Source organism: Mesorhizobium sp. M0058, assembly GCF_040323095.1.
Taxonomy (GTDB): Bacteria; Pseudomonadota; Alphaproteobacteria; order Rhizobiales; family Rhizobiaceae; genus Mesorhizobium.
Genome location: NZ_JAMYUQ010000004.1, coordinates 271,820 through 296,926, shown reverse-complemented (window position 1 = coordinate 296,926; position 25,107 = coordinate 271,820). Strand labels below are relative to the sequence as shown.

The 25,107-nt window shown below is 62.7% G+C and carries 31 protein-coding genes; 15 read left to right on the top strand and 16 right to left on the bottom strand.

Annotation, left to right across the window (positions count from 1 at the left end; translation table 11 throughout):
• Window positions 1-77: 77 nt before the first annotated feature.
• Window positions 78-740: a haloacid dehalogenase type II gene (locus tag NKJ75_RS08985; protein ID WP_023834440.1), complete on the bottom strand. Its 663-nt coding sequence runs from the start codon at window positions 738-740 to the stop codon at window positions 78-80.
• A gap of 168 nt (window positions 741-908) precedes the next feature.
• Between NKJ75_RS08985 and NKJ75_RS08980 the strand changes: the two genes are divergently transcribed.
• From NKJ75_RS08980 to NKJ75_RS08965, 4 genes are all read left to right on the top strand, one after another.
• On the top strand, window positions 909-1,787 hold the full coding sequence (locus NKJ75_RS08980; RefSeq protein ID WP_023673688.1) for a branched-chain amino acid aminotransferase: 879 nt from the start codon (window positions 909-911) through the stop codon (window positions 1,785-1,787).
• A 105-nt stretch (window positions 1,788-1,892) separates the two neighbouring features.
• On the top strand, window positions 1,893-2,495 hold the full coding sequence (locus NKJ75_RS08975) for a superoxide dismutase (RefSeq protein WP_023699276.1): 603 nt from the start codon (window positions 1,893-1,895) through the stop codon (window positions 2,493-2,495).
• A 159-nt stretch (window positions 2,496-2,654) separates the two neighbouring features.
• Entirely contained in the window at window positions 2,655-3,092 is a 438-nt protein-coding gene (locus NKJ75_RS08970; protein ID WP_023834439.1) for a c-type cytochrome, read from the top strand.
• A gap of 9 nt (window positions 3,093-3,101) precedes the next feature.
• Complete coding sequence (locus tag NKJ75_RS08965) at window positions 3,102-4,052, top strand: cytochrome c (protein ID WP_023834438.1); 951 nt, start codon at window positions 3,102-3,104, stop codon at window positions 4,050-4,052.
• A 20-nt stretch (window positions 4,053-4,072) separates the two neighbouring features.
• Here NKJ75_RS08965 and NKJ75_RS08960 read toward each other — a convergent pair whose 3' ends face one another.
• From NKJ75_RS08960 to NKJ75_RS08950, 3 genes are all read right to left on the bottom strand, one after another.
• Entirely contained in the window at window positions 4,073-4,462 is a 390-nt protein-coding gene (locus NKJ75_RS08960) for an SET domain-containing protein (protein WP_023673684.1), read from the bottom strand.
• A 146-nt stretch (window positions 4,463-4,608) separates the two neighbouring features.
• Window positions 4,609-5,235, bottom strand: coding sequence for a LysE family translocator (locus NKJ75_RS08955; RefSeq protein ID WP_023673683.1), 627 nt, complete (start codon window positions 5,233-5,235; stop codon window positions 4,609-4,611).
• Window positions 5,232-7,379, bottom strand: a complete 2,148-nt coding sequence (locus NKJ75_RS08950) for a S9 family peptidase (protein ID WP_023673682.1) — start codon at window positions 7,377-7,379, stop codon at window positions 5,232-5,234. The genes NKJ75_RS08955 and NKJ75_RS08950 overlap by 4 nt, the downstream gene beginning before the upstream one ends.
• 114 nt (window positions 7,380-7,493) lie before the next feature.
• Here NKJ75_RS08950 and NKJ75_RS08945 point away from each other — a divergent pair, with 114 nt between their 5' ends.
• Window positions 7,494-7,868 carry an SH3 domain-containing protein gene (locus tag NKJ75_RS08945; RefSeq protein WP_023673681.1) on the top strand — a complete coding sequence of 125 codons (375 nt, stop codon included), beginning with the start codon at window positions 7,494-7,496 and terminating at the stop codon, window positions 7,866-7,868.
• Window positions 7,869-8,280: 412 nt separating this feature from the next.
• Window positions 8,281-8,706: a Ros/MucR family transcriptional regulator gene (locus tag NKJ75_RS08940; RefSeq protein ID WP_023673680.1), complete on the top strand. Its 426-nt coding sequence runs from the start codon at window positions 8,281-8,283 to the stop codon at window positions 8,704-8,706.
• Between the two features lie 126 nt (window positions 8,707-8,832).
• On the opposite strand, the gene NKJ75_RS08935 is transcribed toward NKJ75_RS08940, so the two are convergent.
• The gene (locus NKJ75_RS08935) at window positions 8,833-9,261 is read right to left on the bottom strand and encodes a SufE family protein (RefSeq protein WP_023684547.1); all 429 of its coding nucleotides are present in this window, start codon (window positions 9,259-9,261) and stop codon (window positions 8,833-8,835) included.
• A 117-nt stretch (window positions 9,262-9,378) separates the two neighbouring features.
• Entirely contained in the window at window positions 9,379-9,747 is a 369-nt protein-coding gene (locus NKJ75_RS08930) for a DUF5330 domain-containing protein (RefSeq protein WP_023732038.1), read from the bottom strand.
• A 532-nt stretch (window positions 9,748-10,279) separates the two neighbouring features.
• On the opposite strand from NKJ75_RS08930, the gene NKJ75_RS08925 reads away from it, so the two are divergent.
• The 3 genes from NKJ75_RS08925 to NKJ75_RS08915 all read left to right on the top strand — a co-directional run bounded on the left by NKJ75_RS08925 (window position 10,280) and on the right by NKJ75_RS08915 (window position 13,209).
• The gene (locus NKJ75_RS08925) at window positions 10,280-12,025 is read left to right on the top strand and encodes a sensor histidine kinase (protein ID WP_023732037.1); all 1,746 of its coding nucleotides are present in this window, start codon (window positions 10,280-10,282) and stop codon (window positions 12,023-12,025) included.
• Window positions 12,000-12,788, top strand: coding sequence for a peptidoglycan-binding domain-containing protein (locus tag NKJ75_RS08920; RefSeq protein WP_352499570.1), 789 nt, complete (start codon window positions 12,000-12,002; stop codon window positions 12,786-12,788). Before NKJ75_RS08925 ends, NKJ75_RS08920 begins: the two co-directional genes overlap by 26 nt.
• A 73-nt stretch (window positions 12,789-12,861) precedes the next feature.
• On the top strand, window positions 12,862-13,209 hold the full coding sequence (locus NKJ75_RS08915) for a DUF1491 family protein (RefSeq protein WP_023698568.1): 348 nt from the start codon (window positions 12,862-12,864) through the stop codon (window positions 13,207-13,209).
• Here NKJ75_RS08915 and NKJ75_RS08910 read toward each other — a convergent pair.
• The 4 genes from NKJ75_RS08910 to NKJ75_RS08895 form a co-directional block, all read right to left on the bottom strand.
• The gene (locus tag NKJ75_RS08910; RefSeq protein ID WP_352499569.1) at window positions 13,196-14,206 is read right to left on the bottom strand and encodes a hypothetical protein; all 1,011 of its coding nucleotides are present in this window, start codon (window positions 14,204-14,206) and stop codon (window positions 13,196-13,198) included. The genes NKJ75_RS08915 and NKJ75_RS08910 overlap by 14 nt on opposite strands.
• A gap of 396 nt (window positions 14,207-14,602) precedes the next feature.
• Window positions 14,603-15,151 (bottom strand): DUF1254 domain-containing protein, encoded by a 549-nt coding sequence (locus tag NKJ75_RS08905; RefSeq protein ID WP_023732034.1) that lies wholly within the window; start codon window positions 15,149-15,151, stop codon window positions 14,603-14,605.
• The gene (locus NKJ75_RS08900; RefSeq protein ID WP_023732033.1) at window positions 15,144-15,728 is read right to left on the bottom strand and encodes a DUF1214 domain-containing protein; all 585 of its coding nucleotides are present in this window, start codon (window positions 15,726-15,728) and stop codon (window positions 15,144-15,146) included. Before NKJ75_RS08900 ends, NKJ75_RS08905 begins: the two co-directional genes overlap by 8 nt.
• 73 nt (window positions 15,729-15,801) lie before the next feature.
• On the bottom strand, window positions 15,802-17,961 hold the full coding sequence (locus NKJ75_RS08895) for a transglycosylase domain-containing protein (RefSeq protein ID WP_023684539.1): 2,160 nt from the start codon (window positions 17,959-17,961) through the stop codon (window positions 15,802-15,804).
• Window positions 17,962-18,088: 127 nt separating this feature from the next.
• On the opposite strand from NKJ75_RS08895, the gene NKJ75_RS08890 reads away from it, so the two are divergent.
• Together NKJ75_RS08890 and NKJ75_RS08885 are read left to right on the top strand one after the other, a co-directional pair.
• A complete protein-coding gene (locus NKJ75_RS08890) occupies window positions 18,089-18,394 on the top strand; it encodes a glycine cleavage T C-terminal barrel domain-containing protein (RefSeq protein ID WP_023727644.1) in 306 nt (101 codons plus the stop codon).
• Window positions 18,376-19,929, top strand: a complete 1,554-nt coding sequence (locus tag NKJ75_RS08885; RefSeq protein WP_023732032.1) for a trimethylamine methyltransferase family protein — start codon at window positions 18,376-18,378, stop codon at window positions 19,927-19,929. The genes NKJ75_RS08890 and NKJ75_RS08885 overlap by 19 nt, the downstream gene beginning before the upstream one ends.
• Window positions 19,930-19,941: 12 nt before the next feature.
• Here the strand turns inward: NKJ75_RS08885 and NKJ75_RS08880 are convergent, their stop codons facing one another.
• From NKJ75_RS08880 to NKJ75_RS08870, 3 genes are all read right to left on the bottom strand, one after another.
• Entirely contained in the window at window positions 19,942-20,106 is a 165-nt protein-coding gene (locus tag NKJ75_RS08880; protein WP_023687237.1) for a hypothetical protein, read from the bottom strand.
• Between the two features lie 133 nt (window positions 20,107-20,239).
• On the bottom strand, window positions 20,240-21,868 hold the full coding sequence (groL, locus tag NKJ75_RS08875) for a chaperonin GroEL (RefSeq protein ID WP_023687238.1): 1,629 nt from the start codon (window positions 21,866-21,868) through the stop codon (window positions 20,240-20,242).
• Window positions 21,869-21,932: 64 nt separating this feature from the next.
• Complete coding sequence (locus NKJ75_RS08870) at window positions 21,933-22,295, bottom strand: co-chaperone GroES (protein WP_023834437.1); 363 nt, start codon at window positions 22,293-22,295, stop codon at window positions 21,933-21,935.
• A 246-nt stretch (window positions 22,296-22,541) separates the two neighbouring features.
• Here NKJ75_RS08870 and NKJ75_RS08865 point away from each other — a divergent pair, with 246 nt between their 5' ends.
• Together NKJ75_RS08865 and NKJ75_RS08860 are read left to right on the top strand one after the other, a co-directional pair.
• Entirely contained in the window at window positions 22,542-22,805 is a 264-nt protein-coding gene (locus NKJ75_RS08865) for a hypothetical protein (RefSeq protein ID WP_023670169.1), read from the top strand.
• Entirely contained in the window at window positions 22,802-23,068 is a 267-nt protein-coding gene (locus tag NKJ75_RS08860; protein WP_023670170.1) for a DUF1488 family protein, read from the top strand. Before NKJ75_RS08865 ends, NKJ75_RS08860 begins: the two co-directional genes overlap by 4 nt.
• 43 nt (window positions 23,069-23,111) lie before the next feature.
• Here NKJ75_RS08860 and NKJ75_RS08855 read toward each other — a convergent pair whose 3' ends face one another.
• Together NKJ75_RS08855 and NKJ75_RS08850 are read right to left on the bottom strand one after the other, a co-directional pair.
• The gene (locus NKJ75_RS08855; RefSeq protein ID WP_245261983.1) at window positions 23,112-23,279 is read right to left on the bottom strand and encodes a hypothetical protein; all 168 of its coding nucleotides are present in this window, start codon (window positions 23,277-23,279) and stop codon (window positions 23,112-23,114) included.
• A 75-nt stretch (window positions 23,280-23,354) separates the two neighbouring features.
• Window positions 23,355-23,519, bottom strand: coding sequence for a hypothetical protein (locus tag NKJ75_RS08850; RefSeq protein WP_245265722.1), 165 nt, complete (start codon window positions 23,517-23,519; stop codon window positions 23,355-23,357).
• 217 nt (window positions 23,520-23,736) lie between these two features.
• Between NKJ75_RS08850 and NKJ75_RS08845 the strand changes: the two genes are divergently transcribed.
• On the top strand, window positions 23,737-24,144 hold the full coding sequence (locus NKJ75_RS08845; RefSeq protein ID WP_023670173.1) for a DUF3168 domain-containing protein: 408 nt from the start codon (window positions 23,737-23,739) through the stop codon (window positions 24,142-24,144).
• A 6-nt stretch (window positions 24,145-24,150) separates the two neighbouring features.
• Here the strand turns inward: NKJ75_RS08845 and NKJ75_RS08840 are convergent, their stop codons facing one another.
• Window positions 24,151-24,537 carry an ester cyclase gene (locus tag NKJ75_RS08840; RefSeq protein WP_023743734.1) on the bottom strand — a complete coding sequence of 129 codons (387 nt, stop codon included), beginning with the start codon at window positions 24,535-24,537 and terminating at the stop codon, window positions 24,151-24,153.
• A 279-nt stretch (window positions 24,538-24,816) separates the two neighbouring features.
• On the opposite strand from NKJ75_RS08840, the gene NKJ75_RS08835 reads away from it, so the two are divergent.
• Entirely contained in the window at window positions 24,817-25,077 is a 261-nt protein-coding gene (locus tag NKJ75_RS08835; RefSeq protein ID WP_023670174.1) for a hypothetical protein, read from the top strand.
• Window positions 25,078-25,107: the final 30 nt, after the last annotated feature.

Genomic DNA, 25,107 nt, shown 5'->3' with positions numbered 1-25,107 from the left:
GATTCTGGCCTGAGGGTGGACAAACAAAGGCGAAGCTGTGACCGCCCTGCCACTGTTGCTCGAAGGCAACAGAGTGATCAGCCGCCGGTCAGCAGGCCTTCAAGCGACGGCAGGATCAGCGCCGGCGGGAAATCCCGGTATTCCTCGGGCTGGTTGGCGCGGTTGATCCAGACGGTGCGAAAGCCGAATTTGGTGGCGCCGGCGATGTCCCAGCGGTTGGACGACTGGAACGAGACGGCGCCCGGATAGAGCCGCCAGCCCGTCGCCACCATGTCGTAGGTCGACGGGTCGGTCTTGAAGCGCCTGACGGCGTCGACCGAAAAGATATCGTCCAGCACCTGGTCGAGGGCGGCCGACTTGACCGCCGCTTCCAGCATCTCGGGCGAGCCGTTGGACAGGATCGCGAGCTTGGCGCCGGATGCTTTCAGCGCCTTGAGCACGGCCGGCACTTCCGGATAGCAGTCGAGCCGCCAATAGGCTTCGAGCAGCTTGGCCTTCAGTCCCTTGTCGGCGGAGGGAACCTTGAGCAGGGCGAAATCGAGCGCCTGTTCGGTGAGCTGCCAGAAATCGGCATAGCCGCCCATCAGCGTGCGCACCCAGGAATATTCCAGCTGCTTGGCGCGCCAGATTTCCGAAAGCAGCGGGCCGTCGGGGCCGATCTCGCCGTCGTGACGGCGCACGGCGGCGTGCACGTCGAACAACGTGCCATAGGCGTCGAAAACGTAAGCCGCGTAATGCATGGCGACAGTTTTGAGGGCAGGCGGCGCAAGGTGCAAGCATCGATTGTAGTCTTGATCGCTTTCTTGGGGCGCTCTGGCCTCAACAAAAACCGCTCCATGCCGGTTGACGGCGCCGGTCAAAGCATCTTCCAATGCTTGGCACAGGCAGCTTTGAAGCGGAACCGAACAATGACACTGGCGACTGCGGCGCTATCGGCGACATGGACCTTCGTCGACGGCGACTGGTACGAAGGCAACGTCGCCATTCTGGGTCCGCGCAGCCACGCCATGTGGCTCGGCACCAGCGTCTTCGACGGCGCCCGCTGGTTCGAAGGCGTCGCCCCCGATCTCGAGCTGCATGCCGCTAGGGTGAACGCATCGGCGACCGCGCTCGGCCTCGCGCCGTCGATGAGCGCCGATGAGATTGTTGGACTGACCTGGGACGGGCTGAAGAAGTTCGACGGCAAGACAGCGGTCTACATCAGGCCGATGTACTGGGCCGAGCATGGCGGCTACATGGGCGTGCCGGCCGATCCGGCCTCGACCCGTTTCTGCCTCTGCCTTTACGAATCGCCGATGATCTCGCCGACCGGCTTTTCGATCACCGTGTCGCCGTTCCGGCGGCCGACCATCGAGACCATGCCGACCAATGCCAAGGCCGGCTGCCTCTATCCCAACAATGGCCGCGCCATTCTCGAAGCCAAGGGACGCGGCTTCGACAATGCGCTGGTGCTGGACATGCTGGGCAATGTCGCCGAGACCGGAACCTCGAACATCTTCCTGGTCAAGGACAGCCACGTGTTGACGCCGGCGCCCAACGGCACCTTCCTGTCCGGCATCACCCGCTCGCGCACCATGACGCTGCTTGGCGATTACGGCTTCAAGACCACGGAGAAGATGCTGTCGGTGCGCGACTTTCTCGAAGCCGACGAGATATTTTCGACCGGAAATCATTCCAAGGTCGTGCCGATCACCCGCATCGAGGACCGCGATCTGCAGCCCGGGCCGGTGGCCAAGAAAGCGCGCGACCTTTATTGGGAATGGGCGCATTCGACTTCCGCCGGTTGAGCCGCTAAAAGGCAATTGGCGCTTCATTCCGGAGTTGTTCCAGATCAATGCAGCCCTATCTTAATCCGGTATCCGCACCGGATTTTTCCATGAGGAGTATGACCGATGGCTTTTGAATTGCCCGCCTTGCCCTACGACTACGAGGCCTTGCAGCCTTACATGTCGAAGGAGACGCTGGAGTATCACCACGACAAGCACCACAAGGCTTATGTCGACAACGGCAACAAGCTGGCCGCCGAAGCGGGCCTTGGCGATCTGTCGGTCGAAGAGGTGGTCAAGCAGTCGTTCGGCAAGAATGCCGGCCTCTTCAACAACGCAGCCCAGCACTACAACCACATCCATTTCTGGAAGTGGATGAAGAAGGGCGGCGGCGGCAACCAGCTTCCGGGCGCCCTGCAGAAGGCTTTCGACGCCGACCTCGGCGGCTACGACAAGTTCAAGGCCGACTTCATCGCCGCCGGCACCACGCAGTTCGGTTCGGGCTGGGCCTGGGTCTCGGTCAAGGACGGCAAGCTGGCGATCTCCAAGACGCCGAACGGCGAGAACCCGCTCGTCCATGGCGCATCGCCGATCCTCGGCGTCGATGTCTGGGAACATTCCTATTACATCGACTACCGCAACGCGCGGCCGAAATATCTCGAGGCCTTCGTCGACAGCCTCATCAACTGGGACCATGTCCTTGAAATGTACGAAGAGGCGAAAGCCTGATCGACCCAGAGAAGCCCCGGTACTCCGGGGCTTTTCTTTCTCAGCTGAAGCAGCAGGCACACAAAATTCGGCAGAATCCGGCCGGCGGACAGGGAATAATCCCGGCCCGCCCTCCGTTAACGTTAGGTCGCGACCCCTCATCATCCTGGAGCCAATTGAATGAGAAAGCTTGTTATCGCCATCTCTATGCTCAGCCTCGCCGCCTCGGCGGCTTTTGCCGACCCGATCCTCGACCGACAGGGACTGATGAAGGAACGCGGCAAGATTGTCGGCGGCCTGTCGAAAATCGCCAAGGGCGAGGCAGACTTCGATGCCGCCGCCGTGCTGACGGCGCTGCAGGCGCTGCAAGTCAATGCCGAGAAGTTCGATGTCGACGCGCTGTTCCCGGCCGGCAGCGACAGCGGTGATACCACCGCCTCGCCCAAAATCTGGGAAGACATGGCGGGCTTCAAATCGACCGAGGACAAGTACGTCGCCGACGTCAAGGCCGCAGTCGCCGCCGCACCCGCCGATGTCGATGCGCTGAAGGCGCAGATCGATACGCTCGGCAGTGATTGCGGCACCTGCCACAAGACCTATCGGGTGAAGAAGAGCTGATCCCGGGCAATGCCCTTGTGGAAAAAATTTGTCGGCGCCGCCCTTGTCCTGGGCGTCGTCGGTGCCGGCGCCGGCTGGTTCCTGTCGGCGCCGGTCAAGCTCGACACTGGCACCCTGGCGCAGCTCGGCCCCGGCGACGCCGCCAGGGGGAAGCGCATTTTCAATGCCGGCGGCTGCACCTCCTGTCACGCCAAGCCGGGCTCGCAAGGCGACGGCCGTTTGCAACTGGTCGGCGGCCTCGAGCTCAAGACGCCGTTCGGCACCTTCGTGCCGCCCAACATCTCGCAGGATCCCAAGGACGGCATCGGCGCCTGGACGGTCGAGGACCTTGCCAACGCCATGCTGAAGGGCGTGTCGCCGTCGGGCGAGCATTTCTATCCGGCCTTCCCCTACACATCCTACGCCCGCATGAAGCCGGCTGATATTGCCGATCTCTATGCGTTCCTGAAGACGCTGCCGGCGGTCGCCGGCAAGGCGCCGGACAATTCCCTGAGTTTCCCCTTCAACATCCGCCGCGGCCTCGGCCTGTGGAAGCGGCTCTATCTCAGCAAAGAGCCGGTGATTGCCTTTGCCGATGGCACGCCTGATCCGGTACTCGCCGGCCGCTATCTGGTCGAGGGGCCTGGCCATTGCGGCGAATGCCACACGCCGCGCGACATCACCGGCGGCACCAGGAAGAGCCAGTGGCTGGCTGGCGCGGCGGCCGCCGAAGGCAGCGGCATCGTGCCGAACATCACATCGGGCGAAGGCGGGCTCGGTGACTGGTCGGAAGCCGACATCGCCAACTATCTGGAAACCGGTTTTACCCCTGATTTCGATTCGGTCGGCGGCGCCATGGTCGACGTGCAGCACAACATGGCCGAACTGCCGCCGGCAGATCGCGCGGCAATAGCCGCCTATCTCAAGGCGGTGCCGCCGCATCCCAACGGCTACCCGGTGCGCAGCAAGCCGGCCAAGTGATCCCGGCTACAGGTGGCGATCTACAGGTGGCGATCACCGAGGAAGTCGAAGCCCGTCTCGAAGAAATGACTGTAATTGCAGGTCAGTTCCTCGCCGGGTGCGATGTCGCGCAAGGCATAGGTTTCCTCGGGCGAGGAGACATCGCAATTCGGTTCGTCGTCATGGTTCATGTAGCGTGCGTCGTCGGCTTCGAAGACGATGTAGTTCGGATCCCGGCGGTCTGGATAGGAATAACGGTCGAGATAGTTCTTCACCGGGCCGCTCTCGCCTTCATAGGTCTCGACGTCGATGATCCGGTCGAATCTGGGGTCGAGCTTCCAGACCAGCGTGCCCTTGGCAATGTGGTTCCTGGCGAAAACCCCGATGCCCTGGATCGGTGATTTCTCGAGATAGGTGTCGACGAGCAACATAGTGGCCCCTTTGCGTATGTCATGGTCTGGAAGGTGGCGCGCATTGGGTAGCGCGCAGCCATTGCAAATGCGAGTGAAAATGAGCAGCCTGGAATTCAAAAAGTGACGACCGGCGCGCCTCGACGGGCGCGCCTTTCGCATCGACATCAGCGCTGCTGCAAGGCCAGACGGACGCCTAACGCGCAGTAGATGCCGCCAACCACCTTGCCTTGCAATTTCACCACCGACGGATTGCGGCGCAGGAACGTGCCGAGCCGGCCCGCACTCACGGCAAAGACGACTGTGCTGAAAAGGCCGAGCAGAACAAAGATTATGCCCAGCGTCATCAGCTGGAGCATCACCGATCCGTTTTCAGGCCGCACGAACTGGGGCAGGAAGGCAAGGAAGAAAAGCGCCGTCTTTGGATTAAGCACTTCGGTCAGGACAGCTTGACGAAACGCCTTGCTGGCGGAGATCGCGAGTGCACCGGCAGTAGGATCGGCCGGTATTTTCTCGATGATTGCGCGAATGCCGAGGTAAACGAGATACGCCGCGCCGATGTATTTTACGACGCTGAACAGCGTTGCCGAAGTGGCGATGATCGCCGAAATGCCGACCATCGCCATGATGGTATGGAACACATCGCCAGCCGCGACGCCCGCGCCCGTCGCGACGCCAACCCTGGTTCCGGAACTCGTCGCTCGCGCGACCGTCAAAAGCGTGGCTGGGCCTGGAATAAACACAAAGCCAAGCACAACCGCTATGTAAGCCGTCAAGGTGGATAGATCGATCATTGCGACGCCTCCGTTGCATTCTCAGCCTTGCCCGTAACCTCGGGTTCGGGCTTGGCCGTAACCTTGAGCGCGAAGGAGTAGGTATAGGCGATCTCCTCCAGCCTTGAAAAGCGGCCGGAGGCGCCGGCATGGCCGGAATCCATGTTGATCTTGAACAGCACCGGATTGTCGCCGCTCTTGCGCTCGCGCAGCCGCGCCACCCATTTGGCCGGCTCCCAATAGGTGACGCGCGGATCGGTGAGGCCGGCCAGCGCCAGGATCGGCGGATAGTCGTGATCGGCGACATTGTCATAGGGTGAGTAGGCGGCGATCGTTTGGTAATCTTCCGCCGACGCGATCGGGTTGCCCCATTCCGGCCACTCCGGCGGCGTCAGCGGCAAACTTGCGTCGAGCATGGTGGTCAGCACGTCGACGAAGGGAACCTCGGCAACGATGGCGCCGAAATTTTGCGGCGCCATGTTGGCGATCGCACCCATCAACATGCCGCCGGCCGAGCCGCCTTGCGCGACGATGCGGTCGTGTTGGGTGTAACGCTCGGCGACGAGATGCTGCGCGACGGCGATGAAATCGGTGAACGTGTTCATCTTGTGCGCCCGCTTGCCGTCGTCATACCAGCCATAGCCCTTGTCCTTGCCGCCGCGGACATGGGCGATGGCAAAGACAAAGCCACGGTCGACCAGCGAGAACCAGTTGGTGTTGAACGCCGCCGGAATGGCAATGCCGTAAGAGCCGTAGCCGTAAAGCAGGCACGGTGCGGAGCCATCGAGCGGCGTGTCGCGGTGGTGCAGCAGCGAGACCGGCACCAGTTCGCCATCGGCGGCCGGCGCCATCAGCCGGCGCGTGACATAATGATCCGGATTGTGACCGGACGGCACTTCCTGGGTCTTCAGCAGCACACGCTCGCGGCTGCGCATATTGTAGTCGAAGACCTGCGCCGGGGTCGTCATCGACGAATAGGTGAAGCGCATGATCTCGGTGTCGTATTCATAGGACCCCGACAGGCCGAGCGAGAACGCCTCTTCGTCGAACGAGATCAGATGCTCCTCGCCGCTGCGGCGATCGCGAACGACGATGCGCGGCAGCCCTTCCTTGCGCTCGAGCCTGACCATATGATCCCTGAAGCCGACCACCGACAGGATCAGCCGGCCTGGCTCGTGCGCCACCAGCTCTTCCCAATTGGCGCGAACCGGGTCATTAGCCGGCGCCGTCATGATCTTGAAGTCCTTGGCGCCGTCGGCATTGGTGAGGATAAAGAAGATGTCGCCGCCTTCTTCCAGATCATATTGCAGGCCAGTCTCGCGCTTTGCCACCAGCTTTGGCTCGGCGAAAGGCTCATCGGCGCGCATCAGGTGATATTCCGAGGTTTCGTGATCGTTGATCCCGATCATGATCCATTCGTTGGAGCGCGTGCCGCCGACATCCATGAAGAAGCCGGGATCGGTTTCCTCATAAATCAGCCGGTCATTAAGGGGGCTGCCGCCGAGCGCGTGGAACAGCACCTTGGACGGGCGATGATTGTCGTCGAGCCTTGTGTAGAAGAAGCCGTCATCGGCGGCATTCCAGACGCCGCCACCACTGGTGGCCTCGATCTGGTCGCTCAGTTCCTTGCCGCTGGTGAGATCGCGCACGCGAAGTGTGAAGAATTCAGAGCCCTTGTCGTCGAACGCCCACAACAGCTTGCGGTGATCGGCCGAATGGTCGACGCCGCCGAGGCGGAAATAGGGCTTGCCCTCGGCTTCCGCGTCGCCATCGAGCAGGATCTGCTCATCGCCGCCATCGCGCGGCATGCGGAAATAGCGGGGCTGTTCGCCGCCAAGCTTGAAGGATGAGCCGTAAGCATAGGGGCCATCCTTCATCGGCACCGTCGAATCATCTTCCTTGATGCGCCCCTTCATCTCGCCGAACAGCTGCTTCCGAAGCTCTAGCGTATCGGCCATAAGCACTGCTTGATAGGCGTTTTCGGCTTCGAGATGGGCGCGGATGCGGCCCTCAAGCAGGGAAGGGTCCCTGAACATCGCCTGCCAGTTCTCGGCCCTCAGCCAGGCATAGTCATCTGTGCGGGTAATGCCGTGATGCGTGTCGAAGACGGGGTGTTTCTCGGGGCTCGGCGGGCTGGCGGTCGGAAAAGCTGAGGTCTTGGTCATTGCGTCTCACTGAAGAAATTACTTGAATGGCAAATGAACACGCCGATCAGCGCGGGTTCAAGGGCCGGGATGTATTGGTTGCGGCGGGCTCGGGAGATGAGCCAAAAGGAGAGGATGATGAATTTCCATATCAACACCGCTGCGGCTCTCGCCGTCGTCGCTTCGACCGTTCTGGCTTTCACCGGCCAGTCTCATGCAACCGCGTTCGCCGCTTGGCAAGTGGCTGGCGTGCCGTTCGGCGACACGCTCAACGTTCGCAAATATCCGTCCGGCACCTCGCGGAAGCAGGCCGCCTATCCTAACGGGACGATCCTGCAGATGACCGGCAAGTGCACCGGCGGCTTGAATCTTCTGGAGATCGCCGGCCAGCCGCACTGGAAACAGAAACAGGCAATTCGCTATCAATGGTGTCAAGTTTGGCACGACCCGGCGCAAAATGGTGGTTTTGTTAGTGGCTGGGTCTATGGAAAATACCTCACGCCGTATTGAATCCGGTCAGACCGAAGATCTTCTTCGGCGTGTTTCGCCAACGCTTTGCAACTTACAGTTTGGTACGAATCCGACAATCAGCCGCCCAAACCTCGAAGCATAGACCAAGCATCGCTGCCCACTTTATGAGTCCTTGCTGATTTAGCGGTGGTGTGACCTTACGTCATGCTAGTCCTGGTCCGACCAGAAAATATCGCGAAGTTACAGAGTGCACGAAAGATTGAAGCTGAAGAGCGACTATTCGATGAATATCGTTGAATATAGCGCAAGATGCGAATTGACTTACTTTGTCTGTGGGCTCATTAAGATGCCCGGACGCGAATCCATGAAGCTCTTCCCGCGTGAAATTCGCGCCATGCCCGATCTTCCAAAAAGGGCGCAAACAGAAACATCCTTCGTTGGGGCCTAAACCATGGATATCGTCGAAACACCTTCCAGAAATAGCGATGCGCTGATCGAGCTGACCGCCGATGTGGTGGCAGCCTATGTCAGCAACAATCCCGTGCCGGTCGGCGAATTGCCGAACCTTATCGCTGATGTCCATGCCGCTCTCGGGCGCGTGGGCGGAGCAAGCGAACAGCCTCCGGCCGACAAGCAGAAGCCTGCGGTAAACCCGAAGCGCTCTGTTCATGACGATTACATCGTCTGCCTTGAAGATGGCAAGAAGTTCAAGTCGCTGAAGCGCCACCTGATGACCCATTACGGTCTGACGCCCGATGAATACCGCGAGAAGTGGAATCTCGACGCCAGCTATCCGATGGTTGCCCCCAACTATGCCGCTGCCCGTTCGCAGCTGGCCAAGAAGATGGGCCTCGGCCGCAAACGCAAGGGGCGGTAACACCGGCTCCAATGGACAAGATCAACGGCGCCCCTTACGGCGCCGTTTTGTTTCTAGAACAATTCCAGGAAAACTGCCGAGCGCTTTCTCTTGGGAATTGCGTCGAAAGAAGAGAAGATAGAGCAATCAAGCAGTCTGCTTGAGAGCCATCTCGGCGTCGCGCTTGATGCGCTTGACCATTGAGCGCAGGCCATTGGCCCGCTGCGGCGACAGATGTTCGTCGAGGCCAAGCGACCTCAGCGTCGCCTCGGCGTCCGTTTCAAGGATCTGGCTGGCAGTCCGTCCCGAAAACAGCGCCAGCATGATGGCGACCAGACCGCGTACGATATGAGCGTCTGAATCGCCTGTGAAGGTGATGACCGGATCGGCGCCCGGCGCTCGGCTCGTGGTCAGCCAGACCTGGCTGACGCAGCCCGGCACCTTGTTGGCGGCGTTGCGTTCGGCGTCGGGAAATGGCGGCAGCGCTTCGCCGAGCTCGATCACATAGCGATAGCGGTCTTCCCACTCGTCGAGCAGGGAGAAGTCGTCGCGGATCGTCTGGATCGTCGTGGCCATTGCTCGGGATATAGTCATCCGCGGCTGCGGCGTCACGGAAAAAGAAGAAAAGCACCGCAGGCATCGAGAGGTCCGACCGGCCTGCGGTGTCGCTGTAGATACCAGCTGAAACGGTGTTTAGTTCTTCGCCACCAGCTTGGCAGGTATGTTGACTGTCGCCGGCAGCACGATGTCCTCGGCGACGCTGCCGGTGGCCAGCGATGTATCGGGCGAGGTCTCGGCGCTCTTGTCGTCCAGCATGGCGGCGGCGATCTTGGCGGTTTCCTTGGCCCGGGCGCTGATCGTATGCATCGCCGACTTGCCGGTTTCGCAGACGTCCGGCTTACGCTCGCAAATGCCGGCGATGTCGCCGACCGCTTCGCGCGCCGCAAAAAGCGCCTGGAACGGCCCGACGCTCTCGCGGCCATCCTCGTCGGGGCCGACGGTCAGCGGCAGCGCCAGCAACACCAGCGAAAACCAGAACGCCATTCTTATCAAAAAGCCCATCGATCTGCCCTCTCGTCCAATGACCGGATCATGCGTCCATGCGCAATGACCTCTTTATATCAGCGACAATGGCACATGAGGCGCAAAGGACGGCTTTCTTGCTCAGTGAAAATTTTCCTCAAATTTTAGGCAAATTCGAAGCGAGGCGTTTTGCAGTGCATTAGCCTCAAATGCCGCCAATTTTCTTAACCTTGCAGTAACCATCTAAGCGATTGTTGCGCATGGATATCTTCAGAAGAGCAGGCATGCCGGCTCAGGGTTTCGCAGCCACGGGCACGCCCTTTGCACATAACGCTCCGTTTACTATGGCTACAAATGGCGGTGCATTCCGGTGCCGGCGCTCCAATTTTTGCCGCAGCGCGCTCGTTGTTCCGGTCAGCCTTATTCATTCCTTAAACGCTGGATGCGAGTTTCAAACAAGCAAAAGCGACCTGCAACGCAGGGGCAGTCACGACCGGGTGCGAGTGCGTTGAGTTTGACAACTGCCAGATATATTGAACTGCCTGGCGCGCTGGCGGCCGGTTGCGAACGCATGGTCCATCCGGCCATCATCGGCCAGGGCGATCGCCTGCGCCAGCGCCGGTTCATCGGCATCATGCTTGCCGCTCCGTTCTTCGCCGCCGGTGCGGCGGTGACACTGGTCACCTCGGGCATGGGCGCCGCCGTCACCGTCGCAACCATTTTCGCCGCCTTCGGTCTTTGCTGGTTCGCCGCCTTGCTGGTGGCGGCGTCGGGCAAGATGACGCTGGCAGCCCAGGTTGCCCTTGCCGCCGGCGGTCTTGCGCTTGCCGGCGCCGTCGCGGCAGCAGGCGGCCTGGCGTCGCCGGTTGCGCTGCTGGCCCTGGCACTGCCATTCGAGGCCTGGTGGATCGGCGGTTCAAAGCGCGCGGCACTTTGGGGCGGCCTCTCGGCCTTGGCCGCAATGCTGCTGCAGCCCTTTGTCGCCTCTGTCGTCCCGCTCGGCGGGGCGCAAGTCGCGGCGTGGCACTGGCTGCTGCCGCTCGCCTGGGGCCTGACGCTGGTTCCCCGGCTCGCAGCCCTAGGCGATGCCGCACGCGCGCAGCCCGCGCTGCTTCCAAACGACCGCCTTGAAGACATGATCGACGCCGTTGTCCTGCATGTCGCCCGGCATGGCGAGGTCCTGGATGCCTCAGCCAAGGCGCGCACCATCCTGAAGCTGCCGCCGGAACTGCTTTTCGGCGCCGGGCTGTTCGACCGCATCCACCTGTCCGATCGCGTCGCTTATCTCAGCGCGCTTGCCGACATGCGCGATGGCGCCCTGGCGCGCCGGCTCGATCTTCGGGTAAGGCTGCCGCAGGACGGCAGCGCCTCGACGGCCGACAATTACCGGCCATTTCAGCTCGAACTGATGCGTGCCGAAGAGCAGCAGGAGACCTTCACTCTGCTGCTGCGCGAGAACGACGAGACTGCCGAATTGCGCGACGAGCTTGCTGCCGCCAATGAGGCCGCAGCGTCGGCCGAGGTGGCAAAGGGCCGCTTCCTGGCGGTCGTCAGCCATGAGCTTCGGACGCCGCTCAACGCCATCATCGGTTTTTCCGACATGCTGCTGCATGAGATGTTCGGCGGCTTCAAGGACCCGCGCCAGAAGGAGTATGTCGGCCTGGTGAAGGAGTCGGGCCAGCATCTGCTTGCCGTCGTCACCTCCATCCTTGATGTCTCGAGGATCGAGGCCGGCGCCTACGCGACCGAGCCCGAACCGTTCCGATTCATCGAAGCGGTCGAGATGTGCCAGTCGATGATGCAGCTGCAGGCGAATGCCAAGAACATCGGTCTCCAGGCGCAGATTGCGCCGGACGCCGGGGAGATCAATGCCGACCGTCGTGCCGTGCAGCAGATCCTGATCAACCTCGTCTCCAATGCGGTCAAGTTCACGCCCGATGGCGGCAATGTCGTCGTCGGCGCCAAGCGGATCGGCTCGCGGCTGCATTTCTGGGTCAGGGACACCGGCATCGGCATCGCCGAGGAAGATTTTGTCAATCTCGGCAAGCCGTTCATGCAGATCCAGAACGACTATACGCGCCGCTTCGAGGGCACCGGGCTCGGCCTGTCGCTGGTCAAGGGCCTGGTGGCGCTGCACGACGGCACGATGTCGATCGAAAGCATGCCGGGCGAGGGGACGACGGTCACGATCAGCCTGCCGGTGAACGGGCCGAAGAGGAGCGCGACCGAGAGGAACGGCGTGCTGCCGATGCCCGCGACCAGGACGAAAGGCGACGCGAAAGGGGACAGGAATGGCTCGCTCCGCAAAACAGCCTAAGGCGGTCAAGCGCCGCAGCGGCGCGTTCGAGGCCGGCGCGATTGCGCTGGGCGGCGCGATCTCGCGCAATCCGGTCCTGGTCGGCGGCTCGACCGCCTTCCTGGTGACGCTGTTCTACGTTTCCGCCAACGCGCTGTGGTACCAGCCGTTTCCGCATGCCGGCGCCTTCTTCGCCACCCGCAGCATCGAGGGTTTTCCGCACCCCGGCGCGGACGAACCCGAAACCACCATCAACATCCTGCGGCCCGGCCCGGCTCCGGTCAAAAGCGATCCGACCGTCGAGCAGGTCCAGGGCATCCTGAAGGATCTCGATTTCTACACGGGAACGGTCGACGGCATTTCCGGGCCGAATACCCAAAAGGCGATCCAGGCATACCAGCAGAAAGTTGGCATGCCGGCCTCCGGTGAGATCGACGCCGTCCTGCTCGACCAGCTCGGCGCCAAGCAGACAACGGCTGGCATCCCGCATCCTGTGCCGAGGCCCGTGGATATGGCCGCCGCTCGAGTTGCCGCGCCCGAGGCCGCGCCTGCGCCCATCCCGGTTTCCGCGCCGGTATCCGCCCAGGCGCCCGATGCCCGCATCGTCAAGATCCAGGCCGGCCTGAAGGCATTCGGCAATGACGACATGCAGCTCGACGGCGTCGTCGGCGCCCGCACCAAGGCGGCGATCAAGGAATTCCAGTCGCTGTTCGGCCTGCCGGAAACGGGCGAGCCCGACGAGGTCGTCTACGTCAAGATGCGCGACATCGGCCTGACCAATTGAGTGGTCAAGACGACCGCTCGCGGATAGACGAAAATCCGGCTAAGACGCCGCGCATGTCCTCCGGAGCCTCGTCATGCGCGTAACCACCGAGTTTTGGGTGTCGGCCCTGCTGCGCCGTGTTTTCGGCGCCGGCGGCTTTGCGGCCGTCGTCAAGCGCGGCGCGACCGAGGCCGGCGCTGTCTTCGTGCTCTCCCGCGGCAGGCTGGGCGACGTCTCCCTGTTCGGCCCGGCGCCGCAGACGAGCTACGATTCGGACAAACCGGATGATCGCTTTTTCACGCTGCTAGGCGCCGGCGACGATGCCGCCGCGCTTGACGCCAGGCTTGAGCGGGAGAAAAAATTCGATCCCGACATCTGGGTGGTCGAGATCGAGGCCGGAACGGTTTCCGTCGAGGAGCTTCTCTCCGTCAAGACGCCTTGAGGCTGGCCCCTAAGCTGGCTTTGTCGACGTCCGGCGCTTGGTCGCCATTCGCGGCGACAGGGGTGTTGCCGCGCACCGCTCGCGACAATGTTTCGGCCTTCCAGCCGCGCACCTTGTCGAGCGCCGCCTCGTGGTGCAGCAGCCAGTAGCGGTCGAGGAAGATGCGGATCGCCTGCGGGTGCGGAAACTCCCGGGGGTAAACCGCGACCACGATCAGGAATGCCCTGTCCTCACTGAGGTCGAGCGCCCGCAGCGCGGCGAGCAGCGAGACATAGCTCGAATGCTCGGTCAGCGACCGCGCCGTCGAGAAGTCGATATCGAGCGCGTCGGCAAGCGCGGTCTGGAAGAAGGCGGCGTTGCCGGTCAGCGCCGTCTCGCGCAGTTTGCTGTAAGTTGCTGAGCCGACGAAGGGAGTGACCGATGTCGCCTCGCCCTCGGCGAGCATCATCGAGCGCAGGCGGCGCCTGGCGGTTTCGGCGGCGCTGCCGGGCAGTTTTGGTGCGCTGGGAGCGGCGGCAGCGGCTTCGGCGCCGTCGCCCGCCACGTCGGCGATCGGCTCGGGCTGCCGCACGCGCACCAGAGTCGGCTTTTCCAGCGCCTTGATCAACTGCGCGATGGTCGGGTTCAAATCCTTGCGGCGGGCAATGGCGCGCGCATGCGGCAGGCCGTGGCGGCCGATCAACGCGATCAGGTCGATGTCGCCCAGCGCCCGCGAACGGACCAGCAAGGGCGCGCAGACATCGACCGGCTCCTCGCAAAGCCGCCGCACCAGGGCGGCCGGCGCATATTCGCATTCGGACAGGGCGGCGGCGACATAGCGGCGCGATTCGACCGGCACGCTGTCGAACAGCGGCAGCGTCAGATCCTCGAGCTGGGCGATCTCGCGGCGCGACGGGCGGGTCAGCGAGCAGAACGCCGACACCGCGGCGCGAAACAGCCTTTCGGCTTTTCCCGATTCCGTCCGTATGGCGATTTGCCTGAAATCCGAAGCTGACACGGAAGATACGCCCGACACTCGACACAACCCGGACCATGCTCAACCGCAACTGTGTCGGTTTCGCGTGAGGCCTGGAACAAACATCAAATTAGCCGCGATCCGTTAGCGCTCCGTTAACCCTCTGCCGGCCTTAATCACATTTGGAGGCGTTGCGTTGTGCTCCGGGGCAACCGAGAGGAATACGCGAACCATGGGCATGGTACTGTCTTTCGTGCCGCGATCGGCACCAGTCAATCGAGCAGTTCAGGACACCGGTACGCCGGCGGCGGTGATCATTTTTCCCGGCGTCCGCTACGAGCATCCGCCATTGGCGGGCCAGGCGCGACCGGCGGACAAGCCGGGCACACCACGGACGCCTGTTCCGCACCACTGAGTTTGCTGGTCGTCGGGCTGAGGTCAGTAGTCCTGCAGTTCGCAGGAGCTCTGGTCCAGGAACTGCGACACAACCGGCTTCCAGCTGTCGTCAGGCACGAAGGCGCGGATGACGAAGATGCCTTCCTCGATCGGCGCCTCGACGAAGATCGCCCCTTGCAGGTCTTCGGGAAGCTCCCTGCGCACGTCGATCATCTGTGCCGGCGTCAGCACCACGGTGTCCAGCTTGTTGCCGGTCGCCGTGCGGTCGTTGAATGAATAGAAATTGTGGCCGTTGCGGTCATAGACCGACACCGACCAGAACGGCACGCTGCCCGGCGCCTTGATCCGCACCATGCCTTCGGCAAGGTCGAAGCGGCAGGCGGCGGCGTAAAACAGCGGATCCACCGACTTCACCACCGGCGCGCCGCCCGCCTCGGCATCCAGCCTGGTCATCTTGTAGAGGTCGGACGCCATCGCCAGCCGTGACCAGGCATCGCGCTCGGTAAATTCCGGCACCAGCAAAAGCACCACGATGTGGACGATGCCGGCGCCGAGCAGGCCGAGCAGGATGGCGTGCAGCAACCTACGCATTGCAGCCAGCCTTGACGATCCGGGGCAGCGACACGTCGGAAAGGCCGGTGCTTGAGGCAATCGGCGTGTCGTAGAAGGTGAGCACGAAATACATCCGGCCAAAACCTTCGGTCAGAAGCCAGTTGCCGGGGGCCGGACGGTTGCCGACGGCGATGATCACCGAATTGTCGGGCTGACGCAGCACCTGGTAGGATTGCAGCGCCGCCAGCCTCGGCTTGCCGGTGTCGACCACGCCGAGCGATTGATCCGCGGCATAGAGCGTCCAGAACCGGGCTGTGGGGAAACTGCCCTCGATCCTGTAGTCGCATTGCCGCTGAAGCTCATTGCCGGCCGCATCGCGCTCGGCGATGAAGGACAAGCCCTCGGCCTTGCCGAGCGCCAGCACGCCTTCACGCGCCACGCGCGCCTTCGAATAGGGGTCGGCATCTTGCGTGCCGATCTCGGGAAAGGCGGTCCATTCGCCGATGCTGATCGCGCCGACGCCGCTCTGCGCCTGCAGCGCATACCAGACGCTGCCGCCGCCGAGGCCGATGGCTATGGCAAGCGAAAGCAGCGTGAAAAAGGCGGTCTTGAGCATGAAGAACCGGGACGAGTGAATTATCGTTGGGGGATATAGCGGGGCAGGCCGCAGAGCAAGCAGCGCTGTGGAATCAAAGCGCCGACAGGGTCTCCGGTGTCTGCGGCGAGCCGAGCACGGGCGCGGCCTGGAACACCTTGGTCATCTCGCGCAGCGTCTGTGTCGTGCGGCTGGACAGCACCGCCGGGCGCTCGGCCGCGGCATCCGCTGCTGCCTGATCGGCATTTTTCTTCTCCGCTTCCTCGGCCTTGGCCGCGATCTCTTCGTCGACGAAGGGTTTGTCTAGGCCGGGGATCGGCTTCAGGTCGATATTCTGGTGCGCGTAGACCATCAGCCGCTGCCACACCATCGCCGGCAGCGTGCCGCCGGTCATGTTGCGGGTCGGGGTGAAGTCGTCATTGCCGAGCCAGACGGCAGCCGTGTAGTTGCCGGTGAAGCCGACGAACCAGGCGTCGCGGTAGGATTGCGTCGTCCCCGTCTTGCCAGCGACGACGATGTTGGGCAGCTGCGCGCGCCGCGCGGTGCCGATCGCCGGCACCGCAGCCAGCATGGTGTTCATGTATTTCAAAGCCTGTTCCGACAGAACCCGATGCGGCGCCGGCGCATCCTTGGCAAAGTCGTAGACGACATCGCCGGTGCGGGTGACGAGCTGGGTGATGCCGTGCCGCGAGCCGGCGAAGCCGTTCTGCGCGAACACGCTGTAGCCCGTCGCCTGGTCCATGACCGTCATGCCCGATGTGCCGAGCACCATGGTCTTGTGCGACTCCAGCGGCGATTCCACGCCGAATGATTCGGCCATCGCCTTGATCGGGCCGATGCCGAGATAGTCCTTGGCCAGCCGTACCGGCACGGTGTTGATCGATTTGGCGATCGCCGTGATCAGCGTCACATTGCCGGCCGAGCCGCCATTGTAATTGTGCGGTGACCAGCCGCCCCAGCTGATCGGCCCGCCTGAGACGACGGAGTCCGGGGTGAACCCGTGCTCCATGGCGGTGGCGTAGACGTAAGGTTTGAACGAGGAGCCGGTCTGGCGCAGCGCCTTGGTGGCGCGGTTGAACTGGCTTGCGCCATAGTCGCGGCCGCCGACAATGGCGCGTACCGCGCCATTGGTCTCGATCACTACAACGGCGCCCTCGGTGACGTTGTATTCCTTGCCGAACTGGCGGAGATGGAATTCGACGGATTCCTCCGCCGCTTTCTGGATGTTGGCGTCGAAAGTGGTGTGGGCGACCAGCGAATGCTGGCCGGGCTTGGCGATTTTCTTGACCTCATCGAAGGCCCAGTCGAGGTAATAATCCGGGCTCTTCTGCTCGCCGCGGTCGACGATCTCGGCTGGATGCAGCCTTGCCTGCAGCACCTGGCCTTCGGTCATGAAACCGGAATCGACGAGGTTCGACAGCACCACATTGGCGCGAGCACGGGCGGCGGGCAGGTTGATGTGCGGGGCGTATTTGGTCGGCGCCTTGAACAGGCCGGCCAGCATCGCCGCCTCGGCGAGGTTCAGATCCTTGACGCTCTTGCCGAAATAGAAATCCGCCGCCGCCTCGATGCCGAACGTGCCGCCGCCCATATAGGCGCGGTCGAGATAAAGCTGCAGGATCTCCTTCTTCGACAGATTGGCCTCCAGCCACAGCGACAGGAAGGCTTCCTTGATCTTGCGTTGGAAGGTCCGCTCATTCGACAGGAACAGGTTCTTGGCCAGCTGCTGGGTGATGCTGGAGCCGCCCTGGACGACGGAATTGGCCCGCACATTCTCGAAGATGGCGCGCGACAGGCCGAGCACGTCGATGCCGTAGTGCTCGAAGAAGCGCCGGTCCTCGGTCGCCAGCACTGCTTTGATGACATGGTCCGGCATCTCGTCGACAGGCACGGAATCGCGCTGGATGATGCCGCGCTGGCCAATCTCGTTGCCGTAGCGGTCGAGGAAGGTGACGGCGAAATCGCCCTGACTGCGCCAGTCGCCGGTGGTGATCTGGAAGGCCGGCATCGCGAGTGCGAGCAGCACGACGACGCCGCCGGCGCCCATCGTAAAACCTTCGCTCAGCACCTCGATGATGCCGCGTCGCCAGCCGGTGACTCGGAAGCGCCGCGAAAAAATGGTCGCCGATTCCCAGAACTGGCCGGCCTTGAAGCCGATTTCGTAGAGCGAGGAATCGATCCACGCGTCCACCGCCAGCAGTGCGGCGGCGATCGGACCTCTTCGTCTTGGACGTCGTTCTAAAGGACTGGCCATTCCCGAAACTCACCCCACCCACCTGAGAACCGCAAGCGGGCAATTTCAGGGCGGGCATACCCGGCGAAGACTATTCTTCCATTTCAGCCCGGCTCACAAGGGCAGCCAGGCCACACCGCACGGTTTGTTGAGCGCCGCCCGGATCGTGACGCTGGAGGTCGACGCCGTCGATGCCGACGCCAGTGGCTTCGAGCCAGTCTGGCACAAGGGCCGGCGCGTCGGCTTCGTCGCCTCAGCCGGCTATGGCTACACAATAGGCAAAAGCGTCGCGCTGACGTTGCTGGGCGACGAATTCGCCGGGGAGGGGACCGCGCTTTGGGTGCACATTGTCGGCGTCGAGCGGCCGGCGCGAATTATTCCGGCCTCGCCATACGACCCCGAGGGCAGGCGATGCGGCAATGAGGAGTTTTGGCCATGGTCGATGACATTATAAGGGAGACCAGGCGCGAGCGCCGGCGCGGGCACACCGGTGAGGCCGGCAGCGGGTCAAGCCGCCACCCGAACTATCGCTCGCTCAAGAACCCGTTCCTGCCGCAGCCGGTGTTTTCGGACGACCAGGTCGCGGCCATCCACGACACGGCGTTGCGCGTGCTGGAAGAGCTCGGCATCAAGGTGCTGCTGCCGGAGGCACGGGCGATCTACGCCAAAGCCGGTGCGCTGGTCGACGAGGACAGCCAGATGGTGCGCATCGGCCGCGATATTGTCACTGCGGCACTGGCCTCGGCGCCGAAATCCATCCGGGCGCTGGCGGGCAACCGTAGCCGCGATCTCATGCTGGAGCTCGGCTCGATGACGTTCCTGGCCGGAGCCGGGGCGCCCAACGTCACCGATCTCGAACGCGGACGGCGTCCGGGCACGCTCGCCGCTTTCGAAGAACTGACCAAGCTTGTTCAGAATTTCGACGTGCTGCATATGCTCGGCCCCTGGATCGAGCCGCAGGATGTCGACAACCATTTGCGCCACTATGCCGTCAACCGTGCGCAGCTGACCCTGTCGGACAAGTTCCCCTTCGTCTTCGCCCGCGGCACGCCGCAGGTCGAGGATGGGTTCGAGATGATCAGGCTGGCGCGCGGGCTCTCGCAGGACGAGTTCCTGGCCGGCGTCCATTGCTACACCGTGATCAACACCAATTCGCCGCGCCAGCTCGATATCCCGATGGCGCAAGGCATCATCGACTTCGCCAGCGCCGGCCAGGTCTCTGTCATCACGCCCTTCTGCCTGGCCGGCGCCATGGCGCCGATCACCGTCGCCGGCGCATTGACGCTGCAGCATGCCGAGGCGCTGGCTGGTCTCGCGCTGGCGCAGATGGTGCGGCCGGGCGCACCGGTGGTCTACGGATCCTTCTCCTCCAATGTCGACATGAAGTCCGGCGCACCGGCCTTCGGCACGCCCGAGCACGTCAAGGCGACGCTGGGCGCCGGCCAGCTGGCGCGCTTCACCGGCCTGCCTTGGCGGTCCGGCGGCGGCAGTGCGGCCAACATTTCCGATGTGCAGGCGGCGCACGAGACGCAGTTCGCGCTGTGGGGCTCGGTGCTTGCCGGCGCCACCGTCTGCATCCATGCCGCGGGCTGGCTGGAGGGTGGCCTCAGCGTCTCCTACGAGAAGCTGATCACCGATATCGAGGCATTGCAGACGGTTGCCGAACTCTGCGCTACGACCCCCGGCGACGAGGATTCGATCGGCTTCGAGGCGATCGCTGAAGTCCAGCCGGGCGGGCATTTCTTCTCCGCCGGCCACACCATGACGCGCTACCGCACCGCCTTCTACGAGCCGCTGGTCGCCGATTGGTCGAATTTCGGCAGCTGGACGCAGTCCGGTTCGAAGTCGGCCACCGAGCGCGCCACCGGCATCTGGAAGCGGACGCTGGCCGACTTCCAGCCGCCGGCGTCGGCCGTTGCCACATCCGATGTGCTCGACGAGTTCATTGCCCGCCGCACCGAAGAGGGCGGAGCGTTGCCGGTGTCGTGAGGTTGGCAGCCGTCACGTCGGCCGCTTGTCGCCGGTCTTCGACGGCTCGCGGCGAATCGGCCCGGCATCGGCCTGCCTGTGCTTGTCGGCGGCAATCCGGCGGATGCGATCGAAGCGGCTCTCCTCCGCCGGCTTGGTCGCGGATACAGCGTTTGGCTTCGGGGCGAATGTGATCATCTGTCGATCTCCCTGTCGTTGATGACAGTCTTGACTGACTGACGGAAATTCCTGGCTCGCCGGGGAAATGTCCCCGGCAGCCTGTTCTGATTTATGCCCGCCCAGATTCCAGCGGGCAATTTTCGGGCGATGGTCAGTAGCCGCCCATGCCGCCACCGCCGCCCGCAGGCGCCGCATCCTTGGCCGGAACGTCGGTGATCATCGCTTCGGCGGTGATCAGAAGGGCGGCGATCGAGCCGGCGTCCTGCAACGCGGTGCGCACCACTTTCGCCGGGTCGACGATGCCGGCCTTGATCATGTCGACATAGACCTCGTTCTGGGCGTCAAAGCCCTGATTCTGGTCCTTGCTGTCGGACAGCTTGCCGACGACGATCGAGCCTTCGACGCCGGAATTCTCGGCGATCTGGCGGATCGGCGCTTCAAGCGCCCTGAGCACGATCGAAATGCCTGCCGTCACATCGTCATTGGCGCCAGTCAGCCCGGCCAGCGCCGATCTGGCGCGCAGAAGCGCCACGCCACCGCCGGGCACGATGCCTTCTTCCACCGCCGCGCGCGTCGCATTCAGCGCGTCGTCGATGCGGTCCTTCTTTTCCTTCACTTCAGACTCGGTGACGCCGCCGACGCGGATCACGGCGACGCCGCCGGCGAGCTTGGCCAGCCGCTCCTGCAGCTTCTCCTTATCGTAATCGGACGTGGTCTCCTCGATCTGGCCCTTGATCTGCGCGATGCGCGCCTGGATGGTCGCCTTGGTGCCGGCGCCGTCGATGATCGTGGTGGTGTCCTTCTCGATCAGTACGCGCTTGGCGCGGCCAAGCATCTCGATGGTGACGTTTTCGAGCTTGATGCCGAGATCCTCGGAAATCATCTGGCCCGATGTCAGCACGGCGATGTCTTCCAGCATCGCCTTGCGGCGATCGCCGAAGCCCGGCGCCTTGACGGCCGCGACCTTGAGGCCGCCGCGCAGCTTGTTGACGACCAGCGTCGCCAGTGCTTCGCCTTCGACGTCTTCCGAGATGATCAGCAACGGCCTGCCGCTCTGCACCACTGCTTCGAGGATCGGCAGCATCGCCTGCAGATTGCCGAGCTTCTTCTCGTGGATGAGCACGTAAGGCTCTTCCAGTTCGACGCGCATCTTGTCGGCATTGGTGACGAAATAGGGTGAGAGATAGCCGCGGTCGAACTGCATGCCTTCGACGACGTCGAGTTCGGTGTCGGCGGTCTTGGCCTCCTCGACGGTGATGACGCCGTCATTGCCGACCTTGTCCATCGCCTTGGCGATCATGGCGCCGACGCTGGCATCGCCATTGGCGGCGATGGTGCCGACCTGCGCGATCTCGGCCGACGACTTGACCTTCTTGGCCTTCGCCTTGATGTCCTTGACCACGGCGGCGACAGCCTGGTCGATGCCACGCTTGAGGTCCATCGGGTTCATGCCCGCGGCAACCAGCTTGGCGCCTTCGCGCAGGATCGATGCGGCCAGCACCGTGGCGGTGGTGGTGCCGTCACCGGCGAGGTCGTTGGTCTTCGAAGCCACTTCGCGCACCATCTGCGCGCCCATGTTCTCGAACTTGTCAGCAAGCTCGATTTCCTTGGCCACCGTCACACCGTCCTTGGTGATGCGCGGCGCGCCATAGGCCTTGTCGATGATGACGTTGCGGCCCTTGGGGCCGAGCGTGACCTTCACCGCATTGGTGAGGATCTCGACGCCGCGCAGCATGCGGTCGCGCGCGTCGGTGGCGAATTTGATTTCCTTGGCAGACATTTTTTTCAATCCCGTTGGTGTGGTGAAGCAAGCGGCTCGCCGGAGCCTGGCAAAGCCAGGCCGGTCAGGCGGCCTTCTTGGCTTTGACGCTCTTCTCGGTGACGACCGTCCCGCTCTTGCCGATATTGGCCGTCTCGCTCTTGTCGATGACGCCCATAATGTCGGCTTCCTTCATGATCAGCAGGTCCTCGCCGTCGATCTTGACCTCGGTGCCCGACCATTTGCCGAACAGGATGAAGTCGCCGGCCTTGACGTCGAGCGGAACAAGCGCGCCGTTTTCGTCGCGTGCGCCCGGCCCAACGGCGATGACTTCGCCTTCCTGCGGCTTTTCCTTGGCATTGTCGGGAATGATGATGCCGCCCTTGGATTTGACATCGCCTTCGGCGCGCCGGATGACGACGCGGTCGTGGAGTGGCCGAAACTTCATGAGAACTTCTTTCTGGGGCCGGCATAGGCGACCGCGCCGTTCTTATAGGCGTATTGGCACTCGATAGATAGGAGTGCCAAAAATTATTCGTGGCCAAAATTAAATATTAAAAAGTATTATGATGTCTGCCGGATTCGAAACGTCGCGAGGCGCCTAGATATTTCGAAAAATTGAATTTCGAGGCCAAAGCGACTATTTATATCGTAAGTTCGATTTCACCATTTCAGGCACGAGGAGATTTAGGCGATGGCCGAAGGCAATCAGAGCATCATGGAAAAAGCTGAAGCCCGCTTCATGGACAAGCAGAAGAAGACGGCCGAGCGCAACAAGGCAACCTCCGACTACATGTCCGAAGCGAGGGCCAGGGAGATCAAGACGGCAAGGCTCAGGGAATTGCGCCTGGCCAAGGAAGAGGCCGACCGCGTCGCGGAAGCCTTGAACCCGACACCGAAGAAGAAGCGGGCTACCGTCAAGAAAGCCGCCGCCGCGCCGAAGGGGGGCACGTCATGAGCCTGACATTCCCCAATCCAAGCCGCTTCTATGACGAGGCCGGCAAGCGCATCCGCTTTGTCGGCCATGACGGCATGTTCCAGATTTCCTTCTCTGTCGCCGCCGATGCCCTCTCGAAGGCGCCATCAGGGACGGCGACCGCGGAAGCCACCTATCTGGCGGCCTTCGATACCGCGTCCAGCTCCATCCATGACATTGCCAGCAAGGCCTACGCCCGCACCCGCAAGAGCATTTATGTGCTCACAGCCGCAGATTTCGGCTAGCGCGCGTTCGTCTTGCAATCAGAGCGGCTGAGATCAGCGTGCGTCAGGACTTGCGGTCGGCTTTTGCCCGCCGCTTGACGTCCCGGCTGTTCAGGCGGTCGGCCATCGCTTCCGCATCGCGCAAATTCATGGCCACCATTACCTGTTGCTTAAGCTCGACAGGCTGCCCGGTGAAGATGTCGAAGATAGTCCAGCTCTCGGGCTCGTCCATGCGCAACGCGTAGCGGTTTGCCATATCGGCATCAGGCCCTTGACATGAAAAATGCCGCCGCCAGGATCAGGATTGTCAGGCCACCACCGACAGCTTCAAGGCCAGGCCGCCATGCATTGAAAGTATCTCGCGCATGCGCAGGGCCACGGTGCTCTTCGACAGGGCGGGTGCTGCCGCAATCGCGACCGGGGGCTTGACGCCAAGCTTTCCAAAGGCCGGCAGCAGCGGTGGCGTTCGCATGAAATGACCTCGAATTGCCGGAGAAAACAGGGCTCCTCATAACACCCTTCTTGAAACTCCCCGCATGCCAAATAGAACCCGGTCCGTGAAAGGGCCATGCCGCCCGATTCGCCGCCTTCCATCAGGCGGATCGTCATCTGGCGCAATCCGTGCAACGCGGTTAGGTTGCGCGCGAAACTGAGGTTGTTCAAAGCGTGACAGGCGAACGGAGACGACGATGACGGCGCCCGGCGATTTGCTGCAAGCCTTGTTCATGAGATTGAAGAGCGATGCCTCGCTGACGGCGCTGCTCGGCGGCGCCGGGTTGCGCGAGCAGGCGGCCGACAGTGCCGCCTTCCCTTATGTGACCTATGGCAGGACCAGCGCATTCGATCTGGACACCGGCGCCGACAATGATGACGACCAGCTCATCACGCTGCATGTCTGGTCGAAGGCGCAAGGCGAGGCCGAGACGCGTCTGATCATGGACAGCATCCGGGCGCGCCTTGACGGCGCCGCTTTCGCCACCGGCTCGCGCGACCAGACCCGCCTGTCCTTGGAGTTCGCCGAGGCCCGCTACGACGAGGACCTGGCGCTCTACCACGGGGTGCTGCGGATACGCGCTCTCACCGAGCAAAGTGATTGAAGCAACCTAGATTTGCGCCTGGATCTCGGCCTTGTCGATGACTGACCACACCTCGAGGATGCGACCCTCTCCGAATTCGTAGAAAACATTCTCAGCGAACGACACGCGCTTGCCGTTCACCGGCAGGCCGAACAGCACGCCCTTGGGATGACAGTCGAAATGCAGGCGCGCCGCCACGCGCGGCGGCTGGCAGACCAGCAGTTCGATGTTGAAGCGGAGGTCGGGTATCGCCTCGAAATCGCCTTCGAGCATACGGCGATAACCCGACAGGCCGAGCATTTCGCCATTGTGCTGCACCTCGTCGCCGACAAAGTCTCCAAGTTTCGCCCAGTCCTGGGCATTCAGGCAAGCGATATAGCCCCGGTAAAGGTCGGCAAGGTGTTTATCCGTCATGGCGCACTCCGATGATTTGACGTTTTCCCGCGCTATTTAGGGCGGTCCCAGAATGGTCTCGCCTTGACCTGTTCCCAATCTGGCTGCGAATTGAGAACCTGCGCGCAAACACCATAGCCGCGCAGCCGGTTTTCCGGTTATGAATCCATTGCCCGGTCTGAGGGACTGGGCAGTAGGATCGCATTCATTCGTTGCGCGCGCAGGGGGTATTGCGGGGATGGATTTTCACCCGTTCACCGTTCATTTCACGTTCAGCACAGTTGCGTTACAACGCCGACCATGAAAACGCTTCGCTCTCATGTCAGAACCGCGATACTGGCGCTCACAGCGGCCGGCCTGTTGGCGTCGCAAGCGACGCCGGCAGCCGCGGCGGATTGCTACGCGATCGGCCAGCAGGTTGCCGAGCAGAATGGCGGCACGCTGGCCAAGGCTTCGCAGACGACGCGTGGCGGCCAGGAGGTCTGCGTCATCGTCGTGCTTGTGCCGGGCAAGGACGGCCAGCGTCCGCGCCGCTCCGAGATCGTCGTCCCGGCGAACTGATCCAATCTTCCCCCTTGCAGGGTCGTTTCC

What these genes read in the sequence shown, in the direction of transcription:
- NKJ75_RS08920 (WP_352499570.1), top strand. Translation starts at nt 12,000, where the DNA reads ATGGCTCGCTCCGCAAAACAGCCTAAGGCGGTCAAGCGCCGCAGCGGC.
- NKJ75_RS08985 (WP_023834440.1), bottom strand. Translation starts at nt 740, where the DNA reads ATGCATTACGCGGCTTACGTTTTCGACGCCTATGGCACGTTGTTCGAC.
- NKJ75_RS08980 (WP_023673688.1), top strand. Translation starts at nt 909, where the DNA reads ATGACACTGGCGACTGCGGCGCTATCGGCGACATGGACCTTCGTCGAC.
- NKJ75_RS08835 (WP_023670174.1), top strand. Translation starts at nt 24,817, where the DNA reads ATGAAAACGCTTCGCTCTCATGTCAGAACCGCGATACTGGCGCTCACA.
- NKJ75_RS08960 (WP_023673684.1), bottom strand. Translation starts at nt 4,462, where the DNA reads ATGTTGCTCGTCGACACCTATCTCGAGAAATCACCGATCCAGGGCATC.
- NKJ75_RS08955 (WP_023673683.1), bottom strand. Translation starts at nt 5,235, where the DNA reads ATGATCGATCTATCCACCTTGACGGCTTACATAGCGGTTGTGCTTGGC.
- NKJ75_RS08895 (WP_023684539.1), bottom strand. Translation starts at nt 17,961, where the DNA reads ATGGCCAGTCCTTTAGAACGACGTCCAAGACGAAGAGGTCCGATCGCC.
- NKJ75_RS08885 (WP_023732032.1), top strand. Translation starts at nt 18,376, where the DNA reads ATGGTCGATGACATTATAAGGGAGACCAGGCGCGAGCGCCGGCGCGGG.
- NKJ75_RS08900 (WP_023732033.1), bottom strand. Translation starts at nt 15,728, where the DNA reads ATGCTCAAGACCGCCTTTTTCACGCTGCTTTCGCTTGCCATAGCCATC.
- NKJ75_RS08845 (WP_023670173.1), top strand. Translation starts at nt 23,737, where the DNA reads ATGACGGCGCCCGGCGATTTGCTGCAAGCCTTGTTCATGAGATTGAAG.
- NKJ75_RS08930 (WP_023732038.1), bottom strand. Translation starts at nt 9,747, where the DNA reads ATGGGCTTTTTGATAAGAATGGCGTTCTGGTTTTCGCTGGTGTTGCTG.
- NKJ75_RS08870 (WP_023834437.1), bottom strand. Translation starts at nt 22,295, where the DNA reads ATGAAGTTTCGGCCACTCCACGACCGCGTCGTCATCCGGCGCGCCGAA.
- NKJ75_RS08865 (WP_023670169.1), top strand. Translation starts at nt 22,542, where the DNA reads ATGGCCGAAGGCAATCAGAGCATCATGGAAAAAGCTGAAGCCCGCTTC.
- NKJ75_RS08840 (WP_023743734.1), bottom strand. Translation starts at nt 24,537, where the DNA reads ATGACGGATAAACACCTTGCCGACCTTTACCGGGGCTATATCGCTTGC.
- NKJ75_RS08940 (WP_023673680.1), top strand. Translation starts at nt 8,281, where the DNA reads ATGGATATCGTCGAAACACCTTCCAGAAATAGCGATGCGCTGATCGAG.
- NKJ75_RS08850 (WP_245265722.1), bottom strand. Translation starts at nt 23,519, where the DNA reads ATGCGAACGCCACCGCTGCTGCCGGCCTTTGGAAAGCTTGGCGTCAAG.
- groL (WP_023687238.1), bottom strand. Translation starts at nt 21,868, where the DNA reads ATGTCTGCCAAGGAAATCAAATTCGCCACCGACGCGCGCGACCGCATG.
- NKJ75_RS08925 (WP_023732037.1), top strand. Translation starts at nt 10,280, where the DNA reads ATGGTCCATCCGGCCATCATCGGCCAGGGCGATCGCCTGCGCCAGCGC.
- NKJ75_RS08975 (WP_023699276.1), top strand. Translation starts at nt 1,893, where the DNA reads ATGGCTTTTGAATTGCCCGCCTTGCCCTACGACTACGAGGCCTTGCAG.
- NKJ75_RS08860 (WP_023670170.1), top strand. Translation starts at nt 22,802, where the DNA reads ATGAGCCTGACATTCCCCAATCCAAGCCGCTTCTATGACGAGGCCGGC.
- NKJ75_RS08945 (WP_023673681.1), top strand. Translation starts at nt 7,494, where the DNA reads ATGATGAATTTCCATATCAACACCGCTGCGGCTCTCGCCGTCGTCGCT.
- NKJ75_RS08935 (WP_023684547.1), bottom strand. Translation starts at nt 9,261, where the DNA reads ATGGCCACGACGATCCAGACGATCCGCGACGACTTCTCCCTGCTCGAC.
- NKJ75_RS08970 (WP_023834439.1), top strand. Translation starts at nt 2,655, where the DNA reads ATGAGAAAGCTTGTTATCGCCATCTCTATGCTCAGCCTCGCCGCCTCG.
- NKJ75_RS08965 (WP_023834438.1), top strand. Translation starts at nt 3,102, where the DNA reads ATGCCCTTGTGGAAAAAATTTGTCGGCGCCGCCCTTGTCCTGGGCGTC.
- NKJ75_RS08950 (WP_023673682.1), bottom strand. Translation starts at nt 7,379, where the DNA reads ATGACCAAGACCTCAGCTTTTCCGACCGCCAGCCCGCCGAGCCCCGAG.
- NKJ75_RS08880 (WP_023687237.1), bottom strand. Translation starts at nt 20,106, where the DNA reads ATGATCACATTCGCCCCGAAGCCAAACGCTGTATCCGCGACCAAGCCG.
- NKJ75_RS08855 (WP_245261983.1), bottom strand. Translation starts at nt 23,279, where the DNA reads ATGGACGAGCCCGAGAGCTGGACTATCTTCGACATCTTCACCGGGCAG.
- NKJ75_RS08905 (WP_023732034.1), bottom strand. Translation starts at nt 15,151, where the DNA reads ATGCGTAGGTTGCTGCACGCCATCCTGCTCGGCCTGCTCGGCGCCGGC.
- NKJ75_RS08915 (WP_023698568.1), top strand. Translation starts at nt 12,862, where the DNA reads ATGCGCGTAACCACCGAGTTTTGGGTGTCGGCCCTGCTGCGCCGTGTT.